Source organism: Achromobacter spanius (genome assembly GCF_029637605.1).
Classification (GTDB): Bacteria; Pseudomonadota; Gammaproteobacteria; order Burkholderiales; family Burkholderiaceae_B; genus Achromobacter; species Achromobacter spanius_E.
In genome coordinates, this window is record NZ_CP121261.1 from 5,831,453 (window position 1) to 5,854,452 (window position 23,000).

At 64.2% G+C, this 23,000-nt stretch carries 21 protein-coding genes; 12 read left to right on the top strand and 9 right to left on the bottom strand.

Annotation, left to right across the window (positions count from 1 at the left end; genetic code table 11):
* Positions 1-3: 3 nt before the first annotated feature.
* Positions 4-708, bottom strand: coding sequence for a response regulator transcription factor (locus P8T11_RS26120; RefSeq protein WP_268079353.1), 705 nt, complete (start codon positions 706-708; stop codon positions 4-6).
* Between the two features lie 189 nt (positions 709-897).
* On the opposite strand from P8T11_RS26120, the gene P8T11_RS26125 reads away from it, so the two are divergent.
* Together P8T11_RS26125 and P8T11_RS26130 are read left to right on the top strand one after the other, a co-directional pair.
* Entirely contained in the window at positions 898-2,238 is a 1,341-nt protein-coding gene (locus P8T11_RS26125; protein WP_277549605.1) for a CitMHS family transporter, read from the top strand.
* Between the two features lie 37 nt (positions 2,239-2,275).
* The gene (locus P8T11_RS26130) at positions 2,276-3,016 is read left to right on the top strand and encodes an SDR family oxidoreductase (protein WP_268079352.1); all 741 of its coding nucleotides are present in this window, start codon (positions 2,276-2,278) and stop codon (positions 3,014-3,016) included.
* Between the two features lie 40 nt (positions 3,017-3,056).
* Here the strand turns inward: P8T11_RS26130 and P8T11_RS26135 are convergent, their stop codons facing one another.
* Both P8T11_RS26135 and P8T11_RS26140 read right to left on the bottom strand, forming a co-directional pair.
* Positions 3,057-3,449 (bottom strand): type II toxin-antitoxin system HicB family antitoxin, encoded by a 393-nt coding sequence (locus P8T11_RS26135; RefSeq protein ID WP_268079351.1) that lies wholly within the window; start codon positions 3,447-3,449, stop codon positions 3,057-3,059.
* A gap of 49 nt (positions 3,450-3,498) precedes the next feature.
* Positions 3,499-3,681 carry a type II toxin-antitoxin system HicA family toxin gene (locus tag P8T11_RS26140; RefSeq protein ID WP_268079350.1) on the bottom strand — a complete coding sequence of 61 codons (183 nt, stop codon included), beginning with the start codon at positions 3,679-3,681 and terminating at the stop codon, positions 3,499-3,501.
* 168 nt (positions 3,682-3,849) lie between these two features.
* Between P8T11_RS26140 and P8T11_RS26145 the strand changes: the two genes are divergently transcribed.
* On the top strand, positions 3,850-4,191 hold the full coding sequence (locus tag P8T11_RS26145) for a hypothetical protein (RefSeq protein WP_268079349.1): 342 nt from the start codon (positions 3,850-3,852) through the stop codon (positions 4,189-4,191).
* An 18-nt stretch (positions 4,192-4,209) separates the two neighbouring features.
* On the opposite strand, the gene P8T11_RS26150 is transcribed toward P8T11_RS26145, so the two are convergent.
* A complete protein-coding gene (locus P8T11_RS26150; protein WP_268079348.1) occupies positions 4,210-4,647 on the bottom strand; it encodes a hypothetical protein in 438 nt (145 codons plus the stop codon).
* A gap of 463 nt (positions 4,648-5,110) precedes the next feature.
* On the opposite strand from P8T11_RS26150, the gene P8T11_RS26155 reads away from it, so the two are divergent.
* The 9 genes from P8T11_RS26155 to P8T11_RS26195 all read left to right on the top strand — a co-directional run bounded on the left by P8T11_RS26155 (position 5,111) and on the right by P8T11_RS26195 (position 13,800).
* Positions 5,111-5,314, top strand: coding sequence for a cold-shock protein (locus P8T11_RS26155; RefSeq protein ID WP_050448526.1), 204 nt, complete (start codon positions 5,111-5,113; stop codon positions 5,312-5,314).
* Between the two features lie 68 nt (positions 5,315-5,382).
* On the top strand, positions 5,383-5,640 hold the full coding sequence (locus tag P8T11_RS26160; protein ID WP_259251979.1) for a hypothetical protein: 258 nt from the start codon (positions 5,383-5,385) through the stop codon (positions 5,638-5,640).
* A gap of 192 nt (positions 5,641-5,832) precedes the next feature.
* Complete coding sequence (locus P8T11_RS26165) at positions 5,833-6,750, top strand: DUF808 domain-containing protein (RefSeq protein ID WP_268079347.1); 918 nt, start codon at positions 5,833-5,835, stop codon at positions 6,748-6,750.
* A 250-nt stretch (positions 6,751-7,000) separates the two neighbouring features.
* Positions 7,001-7,870, top strand: a complete 870-nt coding sequence (locus tag P8T11_RS26170) for an alpha/beta hydrolase (protein ID WP_268079346.1) — start codon at positions 7,001-7,003, stop codon at positions 7,868-7,870.
* Positions 7,871-7,931: 61 nt separating this feature from the next.
* Positions 7,932-8,876: an ABC transporter permease gene (locus P8T11_RS26175; protein WP_268079345.1), complete on the top strand. Its 945-nt coding sequence runs from the start codon at positions 7,932-7,934 to the stop codon at positions 8,874-8,876.
* Positions 8,873-9,694: an ABC transporter permease gene (locus tag P8T11_RS26180; RefSeq protein WP_268079344.1), complete on the top strand. Its 822-nt coding sequence runs from the start codon at positions 8,873-8,875 to the stop codon at positions 9,692-9,694. The genes P8T11_RS26175 and P8T11_RS26180 overlap by 4 nt, the downstream gene beginning before the upstream one ends.
* Entirely contained in the window at positions 9,691-11,346 is a 1,656-nt protein-coding gene (locus tag P8T11_RS26185) for an ABC transporter ATP-binding protein (RefSeq protein ID WP_268079343.1), read from the top strand. The genes P8T11_RS26180 and P8T11_RS26185 overlap by 4 nt, the downstream gene beginning before the upstream one ends.
* 83 nt (positions 11,347-11,429) lie before the next feature.
* Positions 11,430-12,050 carry a GntR family transcriptional regulator gene (locus P8T11_RS26190; RefSeq protein WP_268079342.1) on the top strand — a complete coding sequence of 207 codons (621 nt, stop codon included), beginning with the start codon at positions 11,430-11,432 and terminating at the stop codon, positions 12,048-12,050.
* A 190-nt stretch (positions 12,051-12,240) separates the two neighbouring features.
* Positions 12,241-13,800, top strand: coding sequence for an ABC transporter substrate-binding protein (locus P8T11_RS26195; protein ID WP_268079341.1), 1,560 nt, complete (start codon positions 12,241-12,243; stop codon positions 13,798-13,800).
* 225 nt (positions 13,801-14,025) lie between these two features.
* On the opposite strand, the gene P8T11_RS26200 is transcribed toward P8T11_RS26195, so the two are convergent.
* From P8T11_RS26200 to P8T11_RS26220, 5 genes are all read right to left on the bottom strand, one after another.
* A complete protein-coding gene (locus P8T11_RS26200) occupies positions 14,026-15,615 on the bottom strand; it encodes an ABC transporter substrate-binding protein (RefSeq protein WP_268079340.1) in 1,590 nt (529 codons plus the stop codon).
* Between the two features lie 35 nt (positions 15,616-15,650).
* Positions 15,651-16,787, bottom strand: coding sequence for a C45 family autoproteolytic acyltransferase/hydolase (locus tag P8T11_RS26205; protein ID WP_268079339.1), 1,137 nt, complete (start codon positions 16,785-16,787; stop codon positions 15,651-15,653).
* Positions 16,788-16,989: 202 nt separating this feature from the next.
* A complete protein-coding gene (locus P8T11_RS26210) occupies positions 16,990-18,516 on the bottom strand; it encodes an efflux transporter outer membrane subunit (protein WP_268079338.1) in 1,527 nt (508 codons plus the stop codon).
* A complete protein-coding gene (locus P8T11_RS26215) occupies positions 18,516-21,704 on the bottom strand; it encodes an efflux RND transporter permease subunit (RefSeq protein WP_268079337.1) in 3,189 nt (1,062 codons plus the stop codon). Before P8T11_RS26215 ends, P8T11_RS26210 begins: the two co-directional genes overlap by 1 nt.
* Entirely contained in the window at positions 21,701-22,792 is a 1,092-nt protein-coding gene (locus P8T11_RS26220; protein ID WP_268082500.1) for an efflux RND transporter periplasmic adaptor subunit, read from the bottom strand. Before P8T11_RS26220 ends, P8T11_RS26215 begins: the two co-directional genes overlap by 4 nt.
* Between the last annotated feature and the right edge of the window lie 208 nt (positions 22,793-23,000).

Sequence of the window (23,000 nt, forward strand, 5' to 3'; positions counted from 1 at the left end):
GGGCTAGTCCTGCGGCGTGCCGGGCGCGGTGCTGTCAGACGGGGCCGTGGACGTCAGCAGGTAGCCGGTGCCGCGCTGCGTTTCGATGCGTAGCGGCGAGCCTTCCAGCTTGCGGCGCAGCCGGGCGATGTAGACCTCGATGGCGTTGGGCGCGGCGTCATCGTCGAAGGCGAAGAGCTTGTTGGCAATCTCGGTCTTGCTGACGGCGCGGTTCATGCCGGCCAGCAGAATCTCCAGCAGGCTGTATTCGCGTTTGGGCAGGTCGATGCGCTGTCCGCCCAGGGACACGTGGCGCGCGGCGCTGTCGATGATCAGGTCGCCAAAGCGCAGGACGCCGGCGGCTTGCGCGCTGGGCCGGCGCAGCAAGGCGCGGCAGCGCGCTTCCAGTTCGCGGAAGTCAAAGGGCTTGGCCAGATAGTCGTCGGCGCCGGTATCCAGGGCGTGGACGCGGTCTTCGATGTCGATGCGGGCCGTCAGCGCCAGTACCGGCGTCTTGCTGCCCCGGTCGCGCAGGCGGTGCAGGATGTCAAAGCCCGACATGCGGGGCAGGCCGATATCCAGGATGACCAGGTCGAAGGTTTCGTATTGCAGTACGCCGTCGGCGCTAAGACCGTCGCCTTGAAGGTCCACGGCATGGCCGAGACGGCGCAGCCGGCGGACGAGGGCGTCGGCCAGATCCTCGTCGTCTTCGATCACCAGGATGCGCATCGGCTGATTGTAGCTGCGTCCAAACGCGTCACTTTCCCTGGGGCGGCCGCCTGTGGAACGGCGCGAAGAGCCGCCCGGGGTTTTAGAAAACGACAGGTTCCAGACAGCTTTTCTTCCTAGTCTTCCGCACCTGCCTCCCTTGCTGGGGGCGGCGCCACACATAACAACGACTAGTCGGAGATACCCCTCATGCTGTTGACCCTGCTTGGCTTTGGCATGGTGATCACGTTCATGACGTTGATCATGACCAAGCGCCTGTCGCCCTTGGTCGCCCTGATTCTTGTCCCCATTATTTTTGCGCTGCTGGGCGGCTTTGGCGCCGGCATCGACAAGATGATGCTGGACGGCATCCGCAAGATTGCGCCCACCGGCGTGATGCTGATGTTCGCCATCCTGTATTTCGGGGTGATGATCGACGCCGGCCTGTTCGACCCCATCGTCGGCCGCATCCTGCGCGCCGTGAAGGGCGACCCGCTGAAGATCGTGGTGGGCACGACGGTGCTGGCGCTGGTGATTTCATTGGATGGCGACGGCTCGACCACCTACATGATCGTGGTGGCCTCGATGCTGCCGCTGTACCGCCGCCTGAAGATGAACGCGCTGTCCATGACCTGCCTGGCCATGCTGGCCAGCGGCATCATGAACCTGACGCCATGGGGCGGGCCGACGGCGCGTGCCGCCAGCGCCCTGCATGTGGATGCGGGCGACATCTTCATTCCGCTGGTGCCGGTGATGGGGGTGGCCATCGTGGCGCTGCTGATCCTGGCTTTCCTGCTGGGCCTGAAAGAGCGCCGCCGCCTGGGCGTGCTGTCGTTGCCGGATGGCGCATCGCTGCATGCCGGCTACGACGAGGACGGCCCCAAGAACCTGCCGGAAATCGAGGTCGACCACGACCTGCGCCGTCCCAAGCTGCTGTGGGTGAACGCCGGCTTGACGCTGGCGCTGATGGTCAGCCTGGTGATGGGTGTTCTGCCGCTGCCGGTGCTGTTCATGATCGCGTTCGCGATCGCCCTGATCATCAACTATCCGAACCTGGCCGAACAGCGCCGCCGCGTTGCGCAGCACGCGGGCAATGTGCTGTCGGTGGTGTCGTTGATTTTCGCGGCGGGCATCTTCACGGGCATTTTGTCCGGCACGGGCATGGTGGAAGCGATGTCGCGCAGCCTGCTTGCCGTGATTCCGGATGCGATGGGCCCGTACCTGGCGGTCATTACCGCGCTGGTCAGCCTGCCGTTCACGTTCTTCATGTCGAACGACGCCTTCTATTTCGGGGTGCTGCCCATTCTGAGCGAAGCGGCGCAGGGCTACGGCATTTCGGCCGTTGAAATGGCGCGCGCGTCACTCATCGGGCAGCCGGTGCACTTGTTGAGCCCGCTGGTGCCGTCCACCTATCTGCTGGTGGGCCTGGCCGGCGTGGAATTCGGCGACCACCAACGCTATTCGCTGAAGTGGGCCACGCTGGTCTGCATGGTGATGCTGGTAGCCGCCCTGGCGTTTGGCCTGTTCCCGCTTGTGGGCGCGGTCGCTTGATTCGCGGCGCATGCCGCACATTGATTAAGGAGTGGTCATGGCTTTGCGTATCGCTTATGTCACCAGCGGAATGGGCCACACAGGCACCGCCATTTGCCAGGCGCTGCATCAGGCGGGACACCGCGTGGTGGCTGGCTGCGGCCCGCGTTCCTTGCGCCGGGATAGTTGGTTGAAGGAACAGACGTCCTTGGGCTACGACTTCGTCGCGTCCGAGGGCGATGCCACTGATTGGGCATCGACGGAGGCGGCGTTCGCGAAAGTCCGCCGCGAGGTCGGCGAGATCGACGTGCTGGTCAACAACGCCGGGTCGATGCTGGACATGCGCTTTCGCCAGATGGGCTATGCGGACTGGGCAGCGGTGCTGCGCAGCAATCTGGACACGCTGTTCAACAGCACCAAGCAGGTGGTCGACAGCATGGCCGACCGGGGCTGGGGGCGCATCATCAACATTGGTTCGGTGGCGGCGGAAAAAGGGCAGATCGGGCAGATCAATTACGCCACGGCCAAGGGCGCGGTAATAGGCTTCACGCGGTCGCTGGCGCAGGAGGTGGCGGCGCGCGGCGTCACGGTGAACCTGGTGTCGCCAGGCTTCATCGCCGACGACACCGTGAAGGCCTTTCCGCCCGCGCTGCTGGACCGCATCATCGAAAGCGTGCCGGTCGGACGCCTGGGCACCGCCCACGACCTGGCCGGGCTGTGCGCCTGGCTGGCCTCCGACGAGGCCGCCTTCGTGACGGGCGCCAACTACGCGATCAACGGCGGCGTGTATATGAGTTGAAGGCGGGGGGCGGGTGTGGGCTGTCTGCTAGTCGCGGAATCTAGTGCGTCAACGCCAGATGAGCGATGTAGCCAGATCGGCTTTCTCCCGCCGCACGCGCTTTGGCGTCGATCCTTGCAAGGATTCGGCGGGGCAGCGTGATGTTGATGCGTTCGATGGTGTCGTCCATGACGGCCGGATCGATTTCAACGATGGCCCAAATCCAGCCTGCGAATTCTGGATTCGCTTGGTGACCCGCAATGCTGGTGGCAACGGGCACGGGGGTGCCACTATCCAACGCGGTTTCAATCCACAGTTCGATCGCTTCTTTTGCGTTCTCGATAGCTTCGTCTATGCCTGAGTCGGCGGCGGAAAAGCAGCCCGGCAGATCTGGCACGACGACGCCCCACGCTTGCGTCTCGCTGCCGGGTTCAATGGCGATTGGATATTTCATGAGTTTCCTTGGCAAGCCATGTGCGGACCAGTGGTCCAGCGATACCGGGCTACTTCAGGCCGGCTTGCGTCAGCAGCTTCGTAACCAGTCCGATTCCCAAGTCTTTCTTGGGGTGAGGCACGCTGATATGCCCAGGTTTTTGCGGGTGGACGAAAATGTGATGCGAGCCTTTCGCATGTCGGAATACCCAGCCCGCTTGGCGAAGCTGTCTGATGATCTCGCGGCTGTTCATGATGTGTACCATACACACCGAGAAATTGGGAAGGGGCCAAATGGGTCGTTTATCGGACCCAATTACACGAATCGGCGCTCACGTGGGGCGATCCTGGCCAGGATTGATTCGCGAGCAAAGTCCCTGTGCCAAAATGCACCGTTTTGAATTTCAACAGGGAGCGGTTCGATGCAAGCTAAGTGGTTGGCGGTGGCAGGCGCGTTGGCTATGTTGGGGCTGGCCGGATGCGGCAAGAAAAACGAATACCCCGAGAGCGTGCGCCGCGTGACCTATAGCGCTTGCGTGGAAGGCTTCAAGAAAAGCGCGGGCGCGCTGCCCGATGTGGACGCGCGTGCAGACACCTATTGCAATTGCGTGCTGGACGGCTTGCAGAAGTCCGTGCCGCTCAAGGACTACACCGCCTATGACAGCATGCTGATCACGAACGAAAAAGGCGCGGAGCGCGATCGGATTGAAGCACTGGTCAATGGCGTCGTGAATATGTGCGTGGCGCAGCAGACGCAAAAGTAGTGCTGCTTGCCCGGGCGACTAGCGCCCCAGCTTCATCGACACGTCCGTATGCGTGCCACGGTCCAGGTCCGCGCCCAGGGGCTGATCCCATTCGGGCAGGTTGAGAAGTTCCTTGCTGACTTCGCCCGCTTCGATGCGGCGTGCGATGTCGTCCAGCAGCAGCGTGCGGCTGGCAAAACCCTTGCCTTGCAGGTCGCGGGCAAACAGCCGGTACGTCAGATTGGGTTCTTCGCCTTTCATCACGCCCAGATCCAGGATACGGCCTTGCTCGTTGCGCATCAGCAAATGGCCGGGCCGGGCATAGATGCGGTAAATGCGCCATGGCGAAGCAATGGCGGCGTGGTCGCGCTGCGGTTCGCGCCTGGGCTCGCCACTCGGGGTAGGGCGCTGCGCCGATGGCAGCAACTTGACGCAGGCGTTGGCGAATCTGGCGATCGACCTTCGGATAGCGCTCACGCTTGAACCGTGAGCCGCGCGTGCGCGAGGAAAGACAGTTGCGTGTTGAGGCTTGTGCGCGCGTAGCGCTTGGGCTGGTGGTGCATGGCCATACTCCTGTATGGCGATACGGCGAGGTGACGCGCGTTCAAGCACCATTGCGGCAGCATACGCCCTTTCTCGTTCGGGTATACGCTTATCCAGGCTTGGTTACGCAATAAGCAATGCCAAGGGGAATTCCCAGGTCCTTATTACACGGTGATTTCGTGAATTCGTGTTTATTTGTCGCGTTACTCATGCTTGCGTGGTAATTGGAAACGCCGATTGACATTGCCCACCCCTGCACCCATAGTGGATATGAAGCTTTTCGAGCATCGCGATTTTCGTCCGGTCTTGCTCCCCTTGGGGCGCTTCATTGTTCGCAGTCCTTTCCTTGATAGGCTCATCTTCGCGAGCAGTGCTCGCATTTAAAAGGAATGAGATTATGGAAACCGGAATCGTCAAATGGTTTAACGATGCGAAAGGATTTGGCTTCATCATGCCCGAGGACGGCGGCAAGGATTTATTCGCACATTTCTCGGAAATCGTCAGTGAAGGGCACAAAGTGCTGATGGAAAACCAACGCGTCAGCTACGTCACCGCACAAGGCGCGAAAGGCCCTCACGCCACGCAAATTCGCGCTTTGTAAATAAAGGCCCGGTGGGCCTTTTACTTTGGGCCTTTAATGTTGGGCCTTTAAATACAGAAGGGGCTTTCATGTTTCACAACAATATGGTTTACAAGGGCTATCGGCTTACCGCCAATGTTTCCCGGATAGCAGTCGGGGGCAGCGGCCGGCCCGCGTTCACCGCAACGGTAGCGGTTGAATTGGCGGCCGACCAAGACAAATTGAACGAGCATCATGCCGTGCCGCTGTTCGAATCAGGCGGATTTGTCTCCAGCCCGGGCATGGCGGTGGATGCCGCGATCAATCATGGCCGGCTTGTGGTTGATTCGCATGCCAGGCCGTCTTGAAATGCCGTGGCATCGCGCTGCGCACCGTCCAGTCAGGGCCGCCCAATCGGGCGGCCTTTTTGTTGGCGCGCGTGGCGCACTTGCGTGCCGGTGTGTGGGACCGCGCGGCATAATGCGACGGTTGCCGGGTGACAAGAAAACGCGCTGCCGCCTGTAAACTCGGAACACCTTCATGGGTTCAGGAGATGCTTGATGGCCGGCAGCAGTTTCTTTGCATTGTTCGACGACATCGCGACCATTCTGGACGATGTTTCCGTCATGACCAAAGTCGCGGCCAAGAAGACGGCCGGCGTGCTGGGCGATGACCTGGCGCTGAACGCGCAGCAGGTGAGCGGGGTGCCGGTCAACCGGGAACTGCCCGTGGTGTGGGCGGTGGCCAAGGGCTCGTTCATCAACAAGCTGATCCTGGTGCCGTCGGCGCTGCTGATCAGCGCGTTCGCGCCCTGGGCGGTGACGCCGCTGCTGATGCTGGGCGGCGCGTTTCTCTGCTACGAAGGCGTAGAGAAACTGGCGCACAAATTCCTGCCGCATGGCGAGTCTGACGAGGGCAACCACGCGGCGCGCGCGCAAGCCCTTCAGGACACAGCGGTGGACATGGTTGCGTTTGAACGCAACAAGATCAAAGGCGCCATTCGGACAGACTTCATCCTGTCGGCCGAAATCATCGTCATCAGCCTCGGGGCGGTGGCGGGCGCGGATTTCACGCGCCAGGTGGCGGTGCTGTCCATCATCGCCATCGCGATGACGGTCGGCGTGTATGGCCTGGTGGCCGGTATCGTCAAGCTGGACGATCTGGGCTTGCACCTGAGCCAGAAGCGCACGCAGGCGGTGGCGTGGCTGGGCCGGGGCATCGTGGGGGCCGCGCCCTATCTGATGAAGACCTTGTCGGTGGTTGGCACCGCCGCGATGTTCATGGTGGGCGGCGCCATCCTCACGCACGGCATTGCGCCGGTACACGCGGCCGTTGAACACGCCGCGGCCGCGGTGGGCGGCGGTGGCGTGGTGCACGCGTTGACGTCCACCGTTCTCAACGCCCTGTTCGGCATTGTGGCCGGCGCGGTGGTGCTGGGTGTGGTCAACGTCGTCAAACGGCTGTTCAAGAAAAGCTGAATGCGGGATTAAGTCCCAAGACGAGACTTTAGGACGAAGCCCGAAGACCGTCCCGGAGTGGCCATTTCCGGCCCTCCGGGCCTTGTCGTTGCGCGCTTGGCTGCGCATCACGCCCCAGCCTAGGGAATCCCCTGCCTTGTTGCCCGGAAACGCATATGCCTAAAATTGGCGCCAATTTATGTGATCATTATCTCGATCATCGGCAGCCAACCATGCGTCCGCCCCTAGCGGCCATGGACATGAGGAAATCATGCAGTCCAACGCAGCTATCGCCTTGACTCCCGACGCCGCCCTGGCGCGGGCCATCTACGACCTGGGCCACAGCACGGTCTTCGCGGCGCGTACCGATCCGCGCTTTTCCTATTGCATGTATGTGCCACCGCACATCGACACCGCCAAGCATCCGATGGAGCTTGTCGTGATCATGCACGGCACCGGTCGCGCCTTCGTGGAATACCGCGATGCGTTCGCGGAGTTCGCGCGCTGGAATGACTGCATCGTGCTCTGCCCGTTGTTCCCCGTGGGCCCCTTGGGCGACGGCAACCGCGACGGCTTCAAGCAACTGCTTGAAGGCGAGATCCGCTACGACCAGATCCTTCTCGACATGGTGGCCGAAGTGGGCGAGAAGTTCGGCCTGCCGTTCAAGAAGTTCGGCTTGTTCGGCTATTCCGGAGGCGGCCAGTTTGTGAACCGCTTCGCCTACCTGCATCCTGAACGCCTGTGGGCCGTATCGATCGGCGCGCCAGGCTCGGTGACGCTGCTGGACCCCAGCCAGGATTGGTGGGTTGGCGTGCGCGACGCCGAAACCCGCTTTGGCAAGGGCGTTGACATCGAAGCGCTCAAGCAGGTGGCGGTGCACATGATTGTGGGCAAGGCCGACCTGGAAACCTGGGAAATCACCCATCGCGAAGGCGGCAAGTTCTTCATGCCCGGCGCCAACGACGCCGGCAAGACGCGCCCCGAACGACTGGAGTCGCTGCGCCGTTCTTTCGAAGCGGCGGGCGTGAAGGCAGTGCTGGACGTGGTGGACAACGTGCCGCACGACGGCCTGAAATGCGTGGGTCAGGTGCAGGACTTCCTGGCGCGCGCGCTGCGCAAGTTGCGGCATCAGGAAAACTGACATTGCCGGGCCGGGGCGGCGCGGATATCCGCCCGTCCGTGTTCAGGATTAGGAGAGGGGCATGCTGCGTTTCGCACTATCCCGAATTGTCATGGCGATACCGACCCTGCTGATCGTGGCGGTGACGGTGTTTGTGATGATCCGGCTGATTCCGGGCGATCCCGCCCAATTGCTGCTGGGCGACCTGGCCACGCCGGCCGCGCTGGCGGACCTGCGGGCGCGGTTGGGGCTGGACCAGACCTGGCTTGCCCAGTTCGGCATCTGGTTTGGCAACATGTTGCACGGTGACCTGGGCGCGTCCATCAATACCGGCCAACCCGTGCTGCCCCTGGTGTGGGAGCGCTTCCTGATCAGCGGGCGCGTGGTGCTGGTGGCCGTGCTGTTCGCCGCATTGGTGGCGGTGCCGGCGGGCATGATCGCGGCCTGGAAGCAGAACAAATGGCCCGACCTGTTCCTGGTGGGCTCGGCCACGCTGCTGGTGTCCATCCCGACCTTCTGGCTGGGTTTGCTGCTGCTGATTTTCTTTGGCTTGAAGCTGCAATGGCTGCCGGTGGTGGGGTATGTGTCGATCGGCGAAGACTGGAAGGCCGGCCTGTTGTATCTGGCCATGCCCATCCTGACGCTGTTCCTGCACGAAATCGGTGTGCTGATGCGCATGGCGCGCGCCAGCACGCTGGAGGTGCTGCGGCTGGACTACATCACGCATGCGCGCGCCAAGGGCCTGTCTGAATCGGCCGTGCTGATGCGCCACGCCTTCCGCAACGCGTTCGGGCCAACCTGGACGTTGATCGGCCTGGTGCTGGGCAACCTGCTGGGCGGCATCGCGGTGGTGGAAACGGTGTTCACCATTCCCGGGCTTGGGCGCCTGCTGGTGGACTCCATCTTCGCGCGCGATTACCCGGTGATCCAGGGCTGCCTGCTGTTCGTAGGCGTGGTCTATGTAGTGGTGAACCTGCTGATCGACCTGTGCTATCCCATCTTCGACCCGAGAGTGACCGCCGAATGAAAAAGCGAATTCCCGCCAACGCGCTCCTGGGCGGCCTGATCGTCGGGGCGATGATCGTTGCGGCGCTCATGGGCGCCTTCTGGACACCGCACGATCCGCTAAAAATCAACTTCGTCGCGCGGCTCAAGCCGCCGGGCGGAGACTTCCTGCTGGGCACGGATGAGTTCGGCCGCGACGAACTGTCGCGGTTGCTGGCCGGTGCGTCCAGCAGCGTCTGGATCAGCCTGTTGACGGTGACCTTCGCCATCGTGGCGGGCACCGCCATCGGCACGCTGACCGGCTTCGTGCGCGGTTGGACCGACCGCATCATCATGGCTTTCAACAATGCACTGCTGGCCTTTCCGGGCCTGCTGTTGGCCTTGGGCCTCTTGGCCGTGGTGGGCGCCAACAAGTACGGCATCATCCTGGCGCTGGGCCTGGCGTATACGCCATCGGTGACGCGCATCGTGCGCGGCACGGTGCTGTCCCTGCGCGAGAAGGAGTTCATCGAATCGTCCCGCGTGCTGGGCAATTCCGAGCTCTACACCATGTTCCGGCATGTGCTGCCCAACTGCGTGGCGCCCTTGACCGTGCTGGCCACGTCCATGTTCGGCTGGGTGATCCTGGCGGAAAGCGCGCTGTCCTTCCTGGGCCTGGGGGTGCCGCCGCCCGCGCCCACCTGGGGCAATATGCTGGCCGCCGCGCGTCCGTTCATGGCGCAGGCGTCGTACCTATCCATTCTTCCCGGCCTGGCCATCGCGCTTGCGCTGCTGGGCATCAACCTGCTGGGCGATGCGGTGCGAGACCGTCTCGACCCCCGCATGAGGGGCGTGCAATGAGCGCACTGGTATCCGTATCGAACCTGACCCTGACCGTGGGGCAGGGAGGGCGCGAGATCGTCAGCGAGGTGTCGTTTGATGTGGCGCCGGGTGAAATGGTGGGCATCGTGGGCGAATCGGGCAGTGGCAAGACGCAGGCCGCCCGCGCCATCATGGGCCTCACGCCCGCGCCGTTGGTGGTGGCGGGCGGCGCCATCCAGTTCGAAGGCGTGGATGTGACGAAGGCGGACGCCTCGGTGCTACGCAAGCTGCGTGGCGCGCGCATCGGCATGGTGTTCCAGGAACCGATGACATCCCTGAACCCGTCCATGCCGATCGGCCGTCAACTGGACGAGGGCTTGAAACTGCATCGCCGGACCTTGTCCACGGCGCAACGCCGCGAACGCATCCTGGAAATGCTGCGCCGGGTGGGAATCCGCGACCCCAATGCCGCGATGGACGCCTGGCCGCACGAGTTTTCAGGTGGCATGCGCCAGCGCATGATGCTGGCTTCGGTGATGCTGCTGCAGCCCGCGCTGCTGATTGCCGATGAACCCACCACCGCGTTGGATGCCGTGGTGCAGCGCGACGTGCTGGAATTGATGGTGGACCTGACGCGCGAGCACAACACGGCCGTGCTGATGATCAGCCACGACCTGCCGATGGTGGCGCGCTACACCGAGCGCATGGTCGTCATGCAGCACGGCAAGGTACTGGAAGCCGGCACCACCGCGGGCATTCTGGAGCGGCCGAGGCACCCGTACACGCGCAAGCTGCTGGACGCGATGCCGCGCCGGCTGCCGGCTCGCAAGCTGGCGCAGGAGGCGCCCATCGTCGAGGTCCAGGGTCTGGTGGTGGACTACGCCGGCCACCAGCGCCTGTTCTCGCGCACCAGCGCCAAGCGGGCGTTGAACGGCATCGACCTGCACGTCAAGCCGCGCGAGGTTGTCGCGGTAGTGGGCGGGTCCGGCTCGGGCAAGACGACGCTGGGCCGCGCCATTGCGGGGCTGCTAGCGCCCACGTCCGGCCAGATCCTGTTTCGTGGCCAGCCGGTTAGCCGTCGGTCGGCGGCCTGGCGCGATTATCGATTGAACTGCCAGATGGTGTTCCAAGACCCGTATTCATCGCTGGATCCGCGCATGACGATCGGCCAATTGGTGGGCGAAGGCCTGCGCATGGTGGACGGCCTGTCGGCGGCCGACAAGCGCCGTCGCGTGGACGAGGTGCTGGCCGAAGTGGGCCTGGGATCCGAATACGCCAAGCGCTTTCCGCACGAAATGTCGGGTGGCCAGCGCCAGCGCGTCGCCATCGCGCGCGCCATCGTGCGCCGGCCGGCATTCGTGATTGCCGATGAGCCCGTGTCCGCGCTGGACGTGACCGTGCGCGCGCAGGTGCTGGATCTGTTTGCCGACCTGCAGGAACGGCACGGCTTTTCGTGCCTGTTCATCAGCCACGACCTGGGCGTCGTGGAGCAGGTGGCTGACCGCGTGGTGGTCATGCGCGATGGCGGCATCGTCGAGCAAGGTTCACGCGACGCGGTGTTCGACCGGCCGCAAGAGGAATACACGCGCAGCCTGTTGCAGGCGATCCCGGCGCTGGAATCCACCGAGAGCGGGGGCGTGCGGCTGCGTTGGCGCCTGGAGGGGCAGGAACCCATGCGGGCGATCGCTTGATGCGGGGCAGGGAACCCCCTGCTTTCGCTGCAAGCACTTCCGCCTAAAATACGCGCTTTGGAACTGACACACGGGAGTGGTCCATGCCGAAAGCGGCAGCGATGCAACCCGGCCTGGTTGACCGTATTGCCCATGATATTCAGTCGGGTGTGTATGGTCCCGGCGCCTGGTTGAAACAGATCGACCTGCAAGAACGCTATGACGCCAAGCGCCTGGACGTGCGGCGGGCGCTAGATCAATTGGCCGCCAAACGGCTGATTGCGCACATCCCCAACCGGGGCTATCACGTCTACGCCATGGACCCGGACGTGCACCTGCAGATCCGTGACATCCGCATCCTGCTTGAGACGGGCGCGGCTGCTGATTTGATGCCCAACGTCACGGCCGCCAAAGTGCGCGCGCTGCGCACGCTGGCCGAACGTTTCGCGAAACTGCTGCAGGATGGCACCTTGCTGGAACAGTACGAGGTCAATCTGGCGTTTCATGCGGCCATGTACGACATGTGCGGCAACCGCGAACTGGCCGCGCTGATCCAGGAAACGCGCGCGCGGGGTCCTGCCGCCCCGGCCAAGGAATGGGTCACCCGTTCACGCATTGAGATCTCGGCGCGCGAGCACTTCGACATGGTCGATGCGTTGGAAGCGCGCGACGTGAAGCGGTTGCAGAAGATCATCTCGCAGCACGTCGGGCAGGACATTTCCTGACGCGCGCGCCAGACCCGGAATCTGACCTTGCCACGCCCACGCGGCGGCCTCCTGCAAAGAGGCCGCCGTTTTTTTGTCTGCGTTTCAGGGATACCCCGTATGGCGGCCGAGATCGTAGCCTCCATAATTAGCAGATTATTTTGGCGCCAAAATATGCGTGAAATCTGCGCCACACGCCGGGGAGTCTTGCATGCACCACCCATTCGTTCCCAGAGCGCTCTCGCTCTGCCTGGCGCTTGCCGCCGCCGCGCCGGTTCATGCCGCCGTGCTCACTATCGCGCAGCCGGCCGACATCCGTTCGACAAACCCGGGCGTCAACCGAGATAACACCACGGACGGCGTGGTGCTGAACATGGTGGAGGGGCTGGTGGGCTACCGCGAAGACGGCACCGTCGGCCCGCTGCTGGCCAAGTCGGTGGACTTGTCGGCGGATGGGCTGACCTACACCTTCACGCTGCGTGATGGCGTCAAGTTCCATAACGGCGCCACGCTGACCTCGGCCGACGTGCTTTGGAGCTGGCAACGCTACATGGACGCCAAGACGGACTGGCGCTGCCGCAGCGATTTCGACGGGCGCAACGGCTTGAAGGTCACGGAGGTAAGCGCGCCGGACCCGAAGACGGTCGTGATGAAGGTGGACCGCAAGTCGGCCGTCTTCCTGGATTCCCTGGCGCGCACGGACTGCGGCATGACCGCCATCTTGTCCAAGGATTCGGTGGCGGCCGATGGCTCATGGATCAAGCCGATCGGCACCGGCCCCTACATGTTCAAGGAATGGAAACGCGGCGAATATACGCTGCTGACCGCGTTCAAGGACTACGCCTCGCCGCCGGGCGACAAGCCTGACGGCTACCTGGGTTCGAAACGGCCGTTGGTGGACGACGTGAAGTTCCTGGTGGTGCCGGACCCGTCCACCTCCAAGGCCGGCCTGATGTCGGGTGCCATCGATGCCAGTCAGATCACCAACACGGATGTGGGCGAACTGAAGAGCGTCAAGACACTGACCGTGTTCAGCCCGCATGATGCCGTCAAGCATGTGCTGTTGTTCCAGACGCGGGACCCGGTGCTGAAGAACGTGAAGATGCGCCAGGCAATCGCTGCGTCGTTGGACATTCCGCAAGTGGTGGCAGCTGCGTCCGAAGGCTTGGGTCAACTGAATAACTCTGCCGTCTACGCGGGGTCGGCCTATTACAAGGACGCCGAAAAGCGGGGCTACAAGTACGATCCGGCACGCGCGCAGCAGTTGCTGAAAGAAGCCGGCTACGCGGGCGAGCCAGTGGTGATCTATGCGAACAAGCGCGCCCACGTGCCGAGCTATCAGGTGGCGGTGATTGCGCAAGCGATGATGCAGGCGGTGGGTATCAACGCCAAGATCGAGGTGCTGGAATGGGCCACGCAACTGGACCGCTACAACACAGGTAAATACCAGATCAGTTCATTCTCTTATTCATCGCGGCTGGACCCGGCGCTTAGCTTCGAGCAGTTCTCGGGCGACAAGACGAAGCAGCCGCGCAAGGTCTGGGACGACCCGGCGGCGCAGAAGCTGATTGATGAGAGTTTCCTGGAATCAGATCCGGCAAAACGCCAGGCGCTGTTCGATAAGTTGCATGCGTTGATGCTGGAACAAACGCCGATGCTGATGCTGTACAACGGGGCAGACGCCTGGGCGACGAACAAGCGGGTCGAGGGGTTTTCGGTGTGGGAAGGGAAGCCGAGGGCTTGGGAGACGAGGTTAGTGGGGGGGAAGTAGGGTAGGACGAGATGGGTTGCGCGCGGCGTATATCGGGGTTCGAATCGTGGGTGGTTCGCGCTTCACCCATCCTACGGGGCGTATTTGTAGGATGGGTGAAGTGCGCGAATGTCTGGCCGCGAAAGCCGGCGCGGATCGCACGTAACCCATCAGCGGCGGCTGCTGATGGGTTGCGCGCGGCATGTATCGGGTTTCGAACAAGCGGTGTCTCGCGCTACACCCATCCTACCGGGGGGGGCCTTGCGCGGGTGCCGTTGGCGCTGCGCGCTCGACTTCCCAGGCTCGCGGTTTTTTCACGGCCCAGGGTTGGTAGCCCTTGATGTTGTCTCGATAGGCGCCGATATCCAGTCCGTTGTAGAGCGGGATGCTGGGCACGTCAGCCAGGAACAACCTATGCAACTGATCAAACGACGCCTGTCGCTTGGCCGGGTCGGAATCCACCGACGCTGCTTCCACCAGCTTCAACGCCTCTGCGTTGTCCCAGATCTTGCGTGGCTGCTTGGTCTTGTCGCCCGTTACCATCTCGTAGTTCAGCGCCGCGTCCAGGCGCGCCGAATACGGGAACGTCATCATCTGATATTTGCCTGCGTTGTAGCGGTCTAGCTGGGTCGCCCATTCCACCACCGACAACTGTGCGTTGATGCCCACCGATTGCAGCATCGCCTGCACGATCACGGCCGAGTTATACGATTGCGGATAGCGCTTGGTGGTCAGGATGGTCAGCGCCTGCCCCTTGTAGCCGGACTCCTTCAGCAGCTTCTGCGCCTGGGCGGGGTCATAGTCCCACCCAAGCTTTTGCGTGGCATCGTGGTAGGGCGACACCAGCGGCACGATGGAATTGTTGGGCTGGGCCAGGCCTTCGGTGACGGCGGCGGCCAACTGCTTGTAATCGATGGCGTGCGCCAAGGCCTGGCGCATCTTCACGTTCGACAAGGCCGGGTCCTTGGTTTGCAGCAGCAGCGCCGTCATGCTCATCACCGGCGCATAAGCCACCTTCACGTTCGGCGTGCCTTGCAATACTGGCACGTCGTTGTTGGACACGTCTTCGATGATGTCGATGTTGCCGCGTTGCAAGGCGGCCTTGGCGGTGGAGTCGTCCGGCACGATCATGAAGCGCACTTCGTCCACCAGCGGGCGCTTGGAACCCGTGTAGCCGTCGCGCTTGCCGTCCAGGTTGGCGTAGCCCGCGAACCTGGTCAGGCGGATGTATTCACCGCGCTTCCATTCCGCCAGCTCGAAAGGGCCGGTGCCAATGGGCTTGATCCAGGCACCATCCGCACCGACCGAATCCTTGGAAAGAATGCCGGTGCCGCCGCAGTCGATGCGGGCCAAGGACGCCAGGAACAAGCTGCTGGGCTTTTCCAGGTGGTAGATGACCGTGCGCGCATCGGGCGCTTCCACGCCCGTCACCTTCACCGTGCCGCGGCCATCGAATTCGCTGGCACAGCGCCAGCCGGAATTCGCGGCGGTGTAGTGTTGCCAGCTCCACAGCACGTCGGCCGAGGTCATCGGCTTGCCGTTGTGGAACGTCACCCCGTCACGCAAGGTGAACGTGTAGGTCTTGCCGTCCGGGCTGACCTGCACGGACTTGGCCAGCAGCGGGCGCACCTCGGCATCTTCGCCATAGGCGACCAGGCCTTCCACGATGTGCATCACCACCGCGTCGCTGTTGCTGTCGCGGTTGACGCCCGGTTCGGTTGAGCGGATGTCGGCGGTCATCGAGATGCGCAGCGGCAAGTTGGCTTGCGCATGGGCCGTGCCGGCCAGGCTGGCCAGCGCCAGCGCAACCGCGGCGTTCAGGCAATGGATCTTCATTGAAACTTCCTTGGGTTGCGCGGGCGTGCCAGGGGTCAGGCGGCGGCCAGCAGTTCGGGTTCGGCGGTCAGGCTGTAGCGGGTAAACGTGCGGTTCAGCGCGGGCAGGGGCGCCACCTCCATCAGCCCGGCGGCGGGTTCCATGACCACCATGGCCACGGTGGCCGACAGGTTGTCGTGGCTGCCGGGGCGAGGCGGGCGGCATACGGAATAGGGCGCGCCGAAGTCGTCGAACAGCGCGCGCTTGAGGTCTTCGCGCGTCAGATGTTTCTTCTCATTCAGCAGACGGCGCACGCGCCAGTCGCGGTAGGCGCTTTCCGGCGTGCTGGCGCGTCCCGTGTCGCGCAACTTCGACAGTGCCACTTCGCTGACCCAGTGGTTGGCGTGCACGATCAGGTCATCGCTGCCCGGGTAGATCGGGAAGGCCTCGTCGGTGGTGCACTCATAGTCCACGCCAAAACCCGCCGCCATGCCCAGCATGATGTTGTTGGAGCATGACTTGGCCGTCGTGGCCACGGCCTTGATGGCCAGGGCGAAGTGTTCCTGTTCCAGCACCTTGCGGCGAATCAGTGACAGCGGCACGCCCAGTTGGCGGAAGTCGCGGTCGGATTCCAGGTAGTTGGCGGTGATGGACACGCCGGCGCTGTTCAGGCCGCTGCGGGCCAGGCCGCCCGCTTCCACGAAGGTCAGCATGTCCGGGCCGTTGTCGTTGCGCACGCGCAGCACGATGGCCGTCTCGGCGCATTCGGCGCGCCAGTCCCAGTTTTGCCCGTGGATCAGCTTGCCGTTGGCCGAGCGCGTGGGCAGGATCAACGCGCCCGTGCAGCCGTCCCCGGGTTCCAGTTCGGCCGCCTTCTTCTTGTCGGCGCGGGCCTTGGCCACGACTTCCGTGCGCGCGTTGACCATCACGATGTCTTCGAACGGCACGTCGGCGCCGGCCGCGATGCCGCGCATTTCTTCCACGTAGTGCGGTGCAAAGTGCTCGATTTCGCGGGCGAAGTGGGCGATGAGTTCGGTGCGCGCCATGGCGTCGTAGCCCAGTTCGACCAGCGTCTGGCCGTACATGGCCGCGCTTTTGCGCACGCGCGCCGCGGCTTGCTGGCCATAGGAACGGCCGCGGGCCTCGGGCGTGCCGGAAACTGATACGAAGGGAAATTGGGTGGTTTGGGTCATGGACGGGATGCGGCGTTGCGCGCCGTGAAGTCGGAAGGGGAGAAACCAGCGTTGCAAAAATGTTAGCTTATTTTGGCGCCAATATTGCTCAGGGTTTACCCAATGGAGAAGAAAAGCGGGCACAAAAAAACAGGCCCCCGGCGCTGTACGCATGGGGGCCTTTTGTGCGGTCAAGCCGCGCTGATGACAACCGTGCGCGCTGTCAGGGTACCTGCGCCGCCATTTCCGATGCACGCGCGGGGGAACCCATGGCCTGGAACAGAGCCGCCGTTTCCGTCAGCCGGGCATTCGCATATTCCAATTCACGCAGGCGCGCCGCCACATAGTGCTGTTCGGCCGCGAACTCGGTGTAAGGCGCCAGCGCACCCAGGCGTACACGGCTGGCTGTGTTGCGGTAGGACTGCTCGGCCGCGCGGCGGGAGGCCTCGGCCGAGGCCAGCGCCTGCCCGTCGGCGTCCAGCCGCGCCAAGGTATCGGCCACGTCCTGGAATGCGGTCAGCACGGTTTGCTTGTATTGCAGCACCGACGCCTCGTAGCGTTCCTTGGCCGCGCGGCGCTCGGCCAGCAGGGCGCCGCCATGGAAGATGGGCTGGGTGAGCGATGCGCCGATGGCCCAGATGGAACCCGCGCCCGACAGGGCCGCCGGCCAACTGAAGCCGCCTTTGCCCATGGAGGCGGACAGCGACAGGCTGGGGAACAACTGCGCGGTGGCCACGCCCACGTCGGCGGCGGCAGCCTGCACCACCGCGTCGGCCACCAGGATGTCGGGGCGCGAGGCCAACAGCTCGGAGGGCACGACCACCGGCACCTGCGCCGGCACCGCCAGCATGCTGAAGGCCAGGTCGTCCGGTGCCTGGTCGGGGCTGCGGCCCAGCAGCACCGCCAGCGCATGGCGCGTGGCCTGCCATTGCGCACGCAGGCCGGGCAGCGAGGCCTCCAGCGTGGCGGCATCCTGGTCGGCATCCAAGGCGTCGTTCTGCGAGGCCGACCCCAGTTCATAACGGCGTTGCGTATCGCGCGCCACCTGGCGCAGCAACACCACCTGCTTTTCGGTCAGCGCGACCCGTTCGGCCAGTGATGCCGACCTGATGGCGCCGGTGACGATATTGCCGGCCAGTGAGCGCCGCGCGGATTCCAGCTGGAAGGCCTGCTGCTCGACTTGCGCCGCCAACGAGGCATTGGCAAAGCGCGCCGCGCCGAACAGGTCCAGGTCATAGCTGGCCTGGACCTGGCCGGTGAAGACGTTATAGAGCGCCGTGGGCTGGGGCAGGTTGGGCATGGTCAGCGCGCGGTTGCGCGTGGCGCTGGCGCCTGCGTCTACCGAGGGCAGCAGCGACGAATTCACCTGCGCGCGCAACTGTTCGCGCGCGCTGGCCAGGTTGCGTTCGGCTGCCGCCAGGTTGGGGCTGTTGGCCAAGCCTTCCTGCACCAGGGCGTTCAACGCATCGGAACCATAACGCTTCCACCATTCGGGCACGGGCCGCGCGCCCTGTTCAAAGCGCTGCGCCACACCTTGTGCGGTGGCGCCCTGGGCGGGCGTCGGTTCCACGCCGTACCGGGCAGGCGAGGCCATCGCGGGCGGCTTGCTGTCCGGCGCGAAGGCGCAGGCGCTCAAGGCCAGCAGCAAGGGTAAAACCACGGGCAAAGCCAAGGGCCGGGTCAGCGGCCGCGCGCCAGGGCGGGCGGAAGGGATCGCCGGGGTCGGACGAGTCGGGTGGATCTTCATCATCAAGCTCCTCGTTCCAGCGTGTCGGCGGCGTTGGCGCCGGGCGGCACGCCTTCGGGCTCGTCGCGCTCGTCGTGCCGTACGCGGAACCAGGCGGCATACAGCGCGGGCAGGAAGAACAGTGTCAGCACCGTGGCGCTGGTGATGCCGCCCATCAATGCGGTGGCCATGGGGCCGAAGAAGTTGCTGCGCAAGAGCGGAATCAGCGCCAGCACGGCGGCGGCGGCCGTCAACACAATCGGACGGAAGCGCCGCGCGGTGGCGCCCACAATCGCATCCACGCGCTTGTGGCCGTTCAGGATGTCTTGCTCGATCTGGTCAACCAGAATCACCGAGTTGCGCATGATGATGCCGAACATGGCGATGACGCCCAGCATGGCCACGAAGCCGAAGGGCTTGCCGAACAGCAACAGCGCCGCCACCACGCCGATCAGGCCCAGCGGCGCGGTCAGCACCACCATCAGCACACGCGCGAAGCTTTGTAGTTGCACCATCAGCAGCGTCAGCACGGCCACCGCCATCAACGGCATTTGCGCGTTGATGGACGATTGGCCCTTGGCGCTTTCCTCGACGGGCCCGCCGACTTCGATCCGGTAGCCCACCGGCAGGTCGGCGCGGAGCGCGTCCAGCTTCTTGTTGATGGCATGGGTGACGTCGATGCCTTCCGCGCCGCTCACCACGTCGGCCTGCACCGTGATGGTGGGCTGGCGGTCGCGTTCCCAGATCACGCCGTATTCCAGGTCGTAATGCACCTGCCCCAGGCTGCCCAGCGGCACGGGGCCATTGGGTGTGGGCATGGCCAGCGTGGCCAGGCGGGCCGGGTCCACCCGTTCTTCGCGCGGCGCGCGCAGGCTGACGTTGATGAGCTTGTCGCGTTCGCGGTACTGCGTCACGGTATAGCCCGACAGCGTCATGGCCAGGAAGTCAGAGATGTCGCTGGAACTGATGCCCAGTTCGCGCGCCTTCTGCTGGTCGATCTCGAAACGCACCGACCGTTCCGAGGGCTCGTCCCAGTCGAACTGTGTGTTGACCGAGCGGCTGTCGGCACGGACTTCCGCGGCCACTTTCTCTGCCACCGCGCGCACTTCCGGAATCTTGTCGCCACTGACGCGGAACTGCACCTGGTAGCCGACGGGTGGCCCGTTTTCAAGCCGCGACAGCCGGGTGCGGATGGCCGGAAAATGCTCGCGCAGCATCGGTTCCAGCCAACTGGCCAGCTTTTCGCGGTCTTCCACGGAATGCGCGGTAATGACCAGTTGGCCAAAGTTCGGCGTGGCCAATTGCTGGTCTAGCGGCAGGTAGAAACGCGGCGCGCCGGTGCCCACGAAGCTGACCGTGTGGTCGATCTCGGGCCGACCCTCCAGCGCCTTTTCCACGCGCTCGACCTGGCGCAGCGTAGCCGCGAACGACGCGCCTTCTTGCAGGCGCACGTCCACCAGCAGTTCGGTGCGGTCCGAGCTGGGAAAGAATTGTTGCGGCACGAACTTAAAGCCCGCCATCGCGATGACGAAGATCACCACCGTGCCCGCCAGCACCCAGAAGCGGCGGTCCACGCACCACGCGACCCAGCCGCGCAGCCGCTGGTAGAAGCGGGTGTTGTAGATGTCGTGTTCGTGATCGTGCGGCAGATGCGCTTCACGCTTGCGTTCAGGCAGCAGCCGATACCCAAGAAGCGGAATCAGGACCACGGCGGCGAACCACGACGTGATCAGCGCAATGGCCGACACCTGGAAGATTGAACGGGTGTATTCGCCGGTGCTGGACTTGGCCAGCGCAATCGGCAGAAAGCCCGCCACGGTGACCAGCGTGCCGGTCAGCATGGGAAACGCGGTGCTGGTGTAGGCAAAGGCGGCGGCGCGCGCGCGGCTCCAGCCCTGCTCCAGCTTCACCGCCATCATTTCCACGGCGATGATGGCGTCGTCCACCAGCAGGCCCAGCGCCAGCACCAAGGTGCCCAGCGACACCTTGTGCAGGCCGATGCCGAACATGTCCATGAACAGCGCGGTGATGGCCAGCACCACCGGAATGGAAATCACCACCACCATGCCGGTGCGCAAGCCCAAGGACACCAGGCTGACGATCAGCACGATGGCCACGGCCTCGGCGACCGAGCGCAGGAATTCATCCACGGAATCCGACACGGCGTCCGGCATGCTGGAGACTTCGGTCAGCGTCAGCCCGGCAGGCAGTTGCGCCTTCAGCTTTTCAAAGCTCGTGTCCAGGGATTCGCCCAGGCGCACCACGTCCTGGCCCGGCTGCATGGTGATGCCGATGCCCAGCACGGGGGCGCCGCCGAATCGCATTTGTTCAATGGGCGGGTCGTCGTAGCCACGGTGGATGGTGGCGATGTCGCCCAGCCGGATCGACTTGCCGTTTACGCGGATCAGCGTATCCGCCAGCGCGCGGCTGTTGTCGAACTGCCCGGTGGGCCGCACGAAGATGCGGTCGTCGGCGGTGGTCAGGGTGCCGGCGCCGGCCACCGCGTTCTGCGTGTTGATGGCTTGCGCAATCTGTTGGGGCGACACGCCCAAGCGCGTCAGTTGCGTGTTGGAGATTTCGATGTAGACATGTTCGGCCGGGTCGGCAAAGTAGTCGACCTTGGCCACGCCGGGCACACGCAGCAGCACGGTGCGCAGGCGGTCGGCGTAGTCATGCAGTTGGGCGGGCGTGAAGCCGTCGCCGTGCAGGGTGTAGATGTTGGTGTAGACGTCGCCAAATTCATCGTTGAAGAACGGGCCTTGCACGCCTTGCGGCAGCGTGGCCTGGATGTCGCCCACCTTCTTGCGGATCTGGTACCACTGGTCGGCCACCGTGTTGGCGGGCGCCGAGTCTTTCATGGTGTAGAAGATCAGCGATTCGCCGGGCCGGGAATAGCTGCGCAGGAAGTCCGTGTTGGCGGTTTCCTGCAGCTTCTTGCCGATGCGGTCGGTGACCTGTTCCTGCACCTGCTGCGCGGTGGCGCCGGGCCACAGGGTCTTGATGACCATCACGCGGAAGGTGAAGGGCGGGTCTTCGGACTGGGCCAGCTTGGAATACGACAGCACGCCAAACAGCGTGACCAGCGTAATCAGGAAAATCACCAGCGGCTGGTGGCGCAGCGCCCAGGCCGACAGGTTGAATTTGCCTTCGTTGTGCTCGTGGCCCGGGGCATTGCCGGATTCTTGACCAGGTTCTTGGGGGCCGGCGCTCATGATGCGAAGTCCTCGGGGTGCAAGGGCGCCACGGGGCGGACTTTTTCACCGGCGGTCACCGTATGCACCCCTTGCCAGACCACGCGCTCGCCGGCCTGCACGCCGTTGGACAGCGTGACCGTGCGAGCGTCGTAGCGCAGCACCTTCACCCGGCGCAGTTCCAGCGTGTCTTCTTGCGGCTTAACGACCCACACGGCGGGTTCCTTGCCGTCATGGAACAGCGCCGTGGCGGGCACGGTGTAGGTGGCCTGGCTTGCGGCGCCGGGGTTGTCGAAGCTGATGTTGGCGGTCATGCCCAACCGCACCTCGGGCGATGGCGATTCCAGCGTGAGCTTGACGCGGTAGGTGCGGCTTTGCGGATCGGCGGCGGGCGCGATCTCGCGCAGCACGGCGGCAAAGGTCTGGCCGGGCAGGGGCCCCAAGGTGACGCTGGCGCGTTGCCCCACGGTCAGCCCCGCCAGCACGCTTTCCGGCACGTCGCAGATGGCGTCGATATCGCCGGCCCAGGCCAGTTGGTAGACGGGCGTGCCCGCGGCCACGTTCTGGCCCGTGTCGGCCTCTTCGGCAGTGATGACACCGGCCTGGTCGGCTTGCAGCGTGGTGTATTCAAGCTGGTCGGCCGACAGCGCGGCCTGTTGCGCGGCCTGGTCGCGTTGCGCCAATGCCGAGGCATAGGCGTTGCGGGTCTGTTCCAACTGGTTCGTCGCGATCAGGTTTTCGCGCGCCTGGGCGCGGTCGCGTTCCAACTGCTGGCGGGCGTACGTCAATTGATGCTGTGCGGCCGACAACTGGGCCTTTGCGGCCGCGGCGTTCTTGGCGGCGTCGGCCGGGTCCAGCTTGGCTACGACCTGCCCCGGCACCACGCTGTCACCCAGCCTGACCTTGCGTTCAATGATCTTGCCGCCCACGCGGAAGGACAGCGGCGTGCTGTAGCGCGCCTGGACTTCGCCCGGCAAGATCCACGCGGGCAGTCGCTCGTCGGCCTGGGTCGGCATGGCGACCACGGGGCGGGGGGCGGGGGCCGGCGCGTCTTTGCGCCCGCAGGCCGATACGGCCAAGGCCAAGGCCAGCGCGGCCGGCAGCGCCAGGCGACGCGTCCAGGTCCAGCGATGCGCAAAGGCAGGGGAGGAGGCCGCGTCGACGGCAGGGGTGCTCACCGGCGAATGTGGGCGGGAACCAGGGAAATTCACGAAACACCTCGCGGCGCGAAGGGGGGAAAAGAGGAATGGAACTCGATACGGCCTGAATTCTAATGCGGCAATGTATTCGGATACAAGACTGTATTTGAAATTGCGG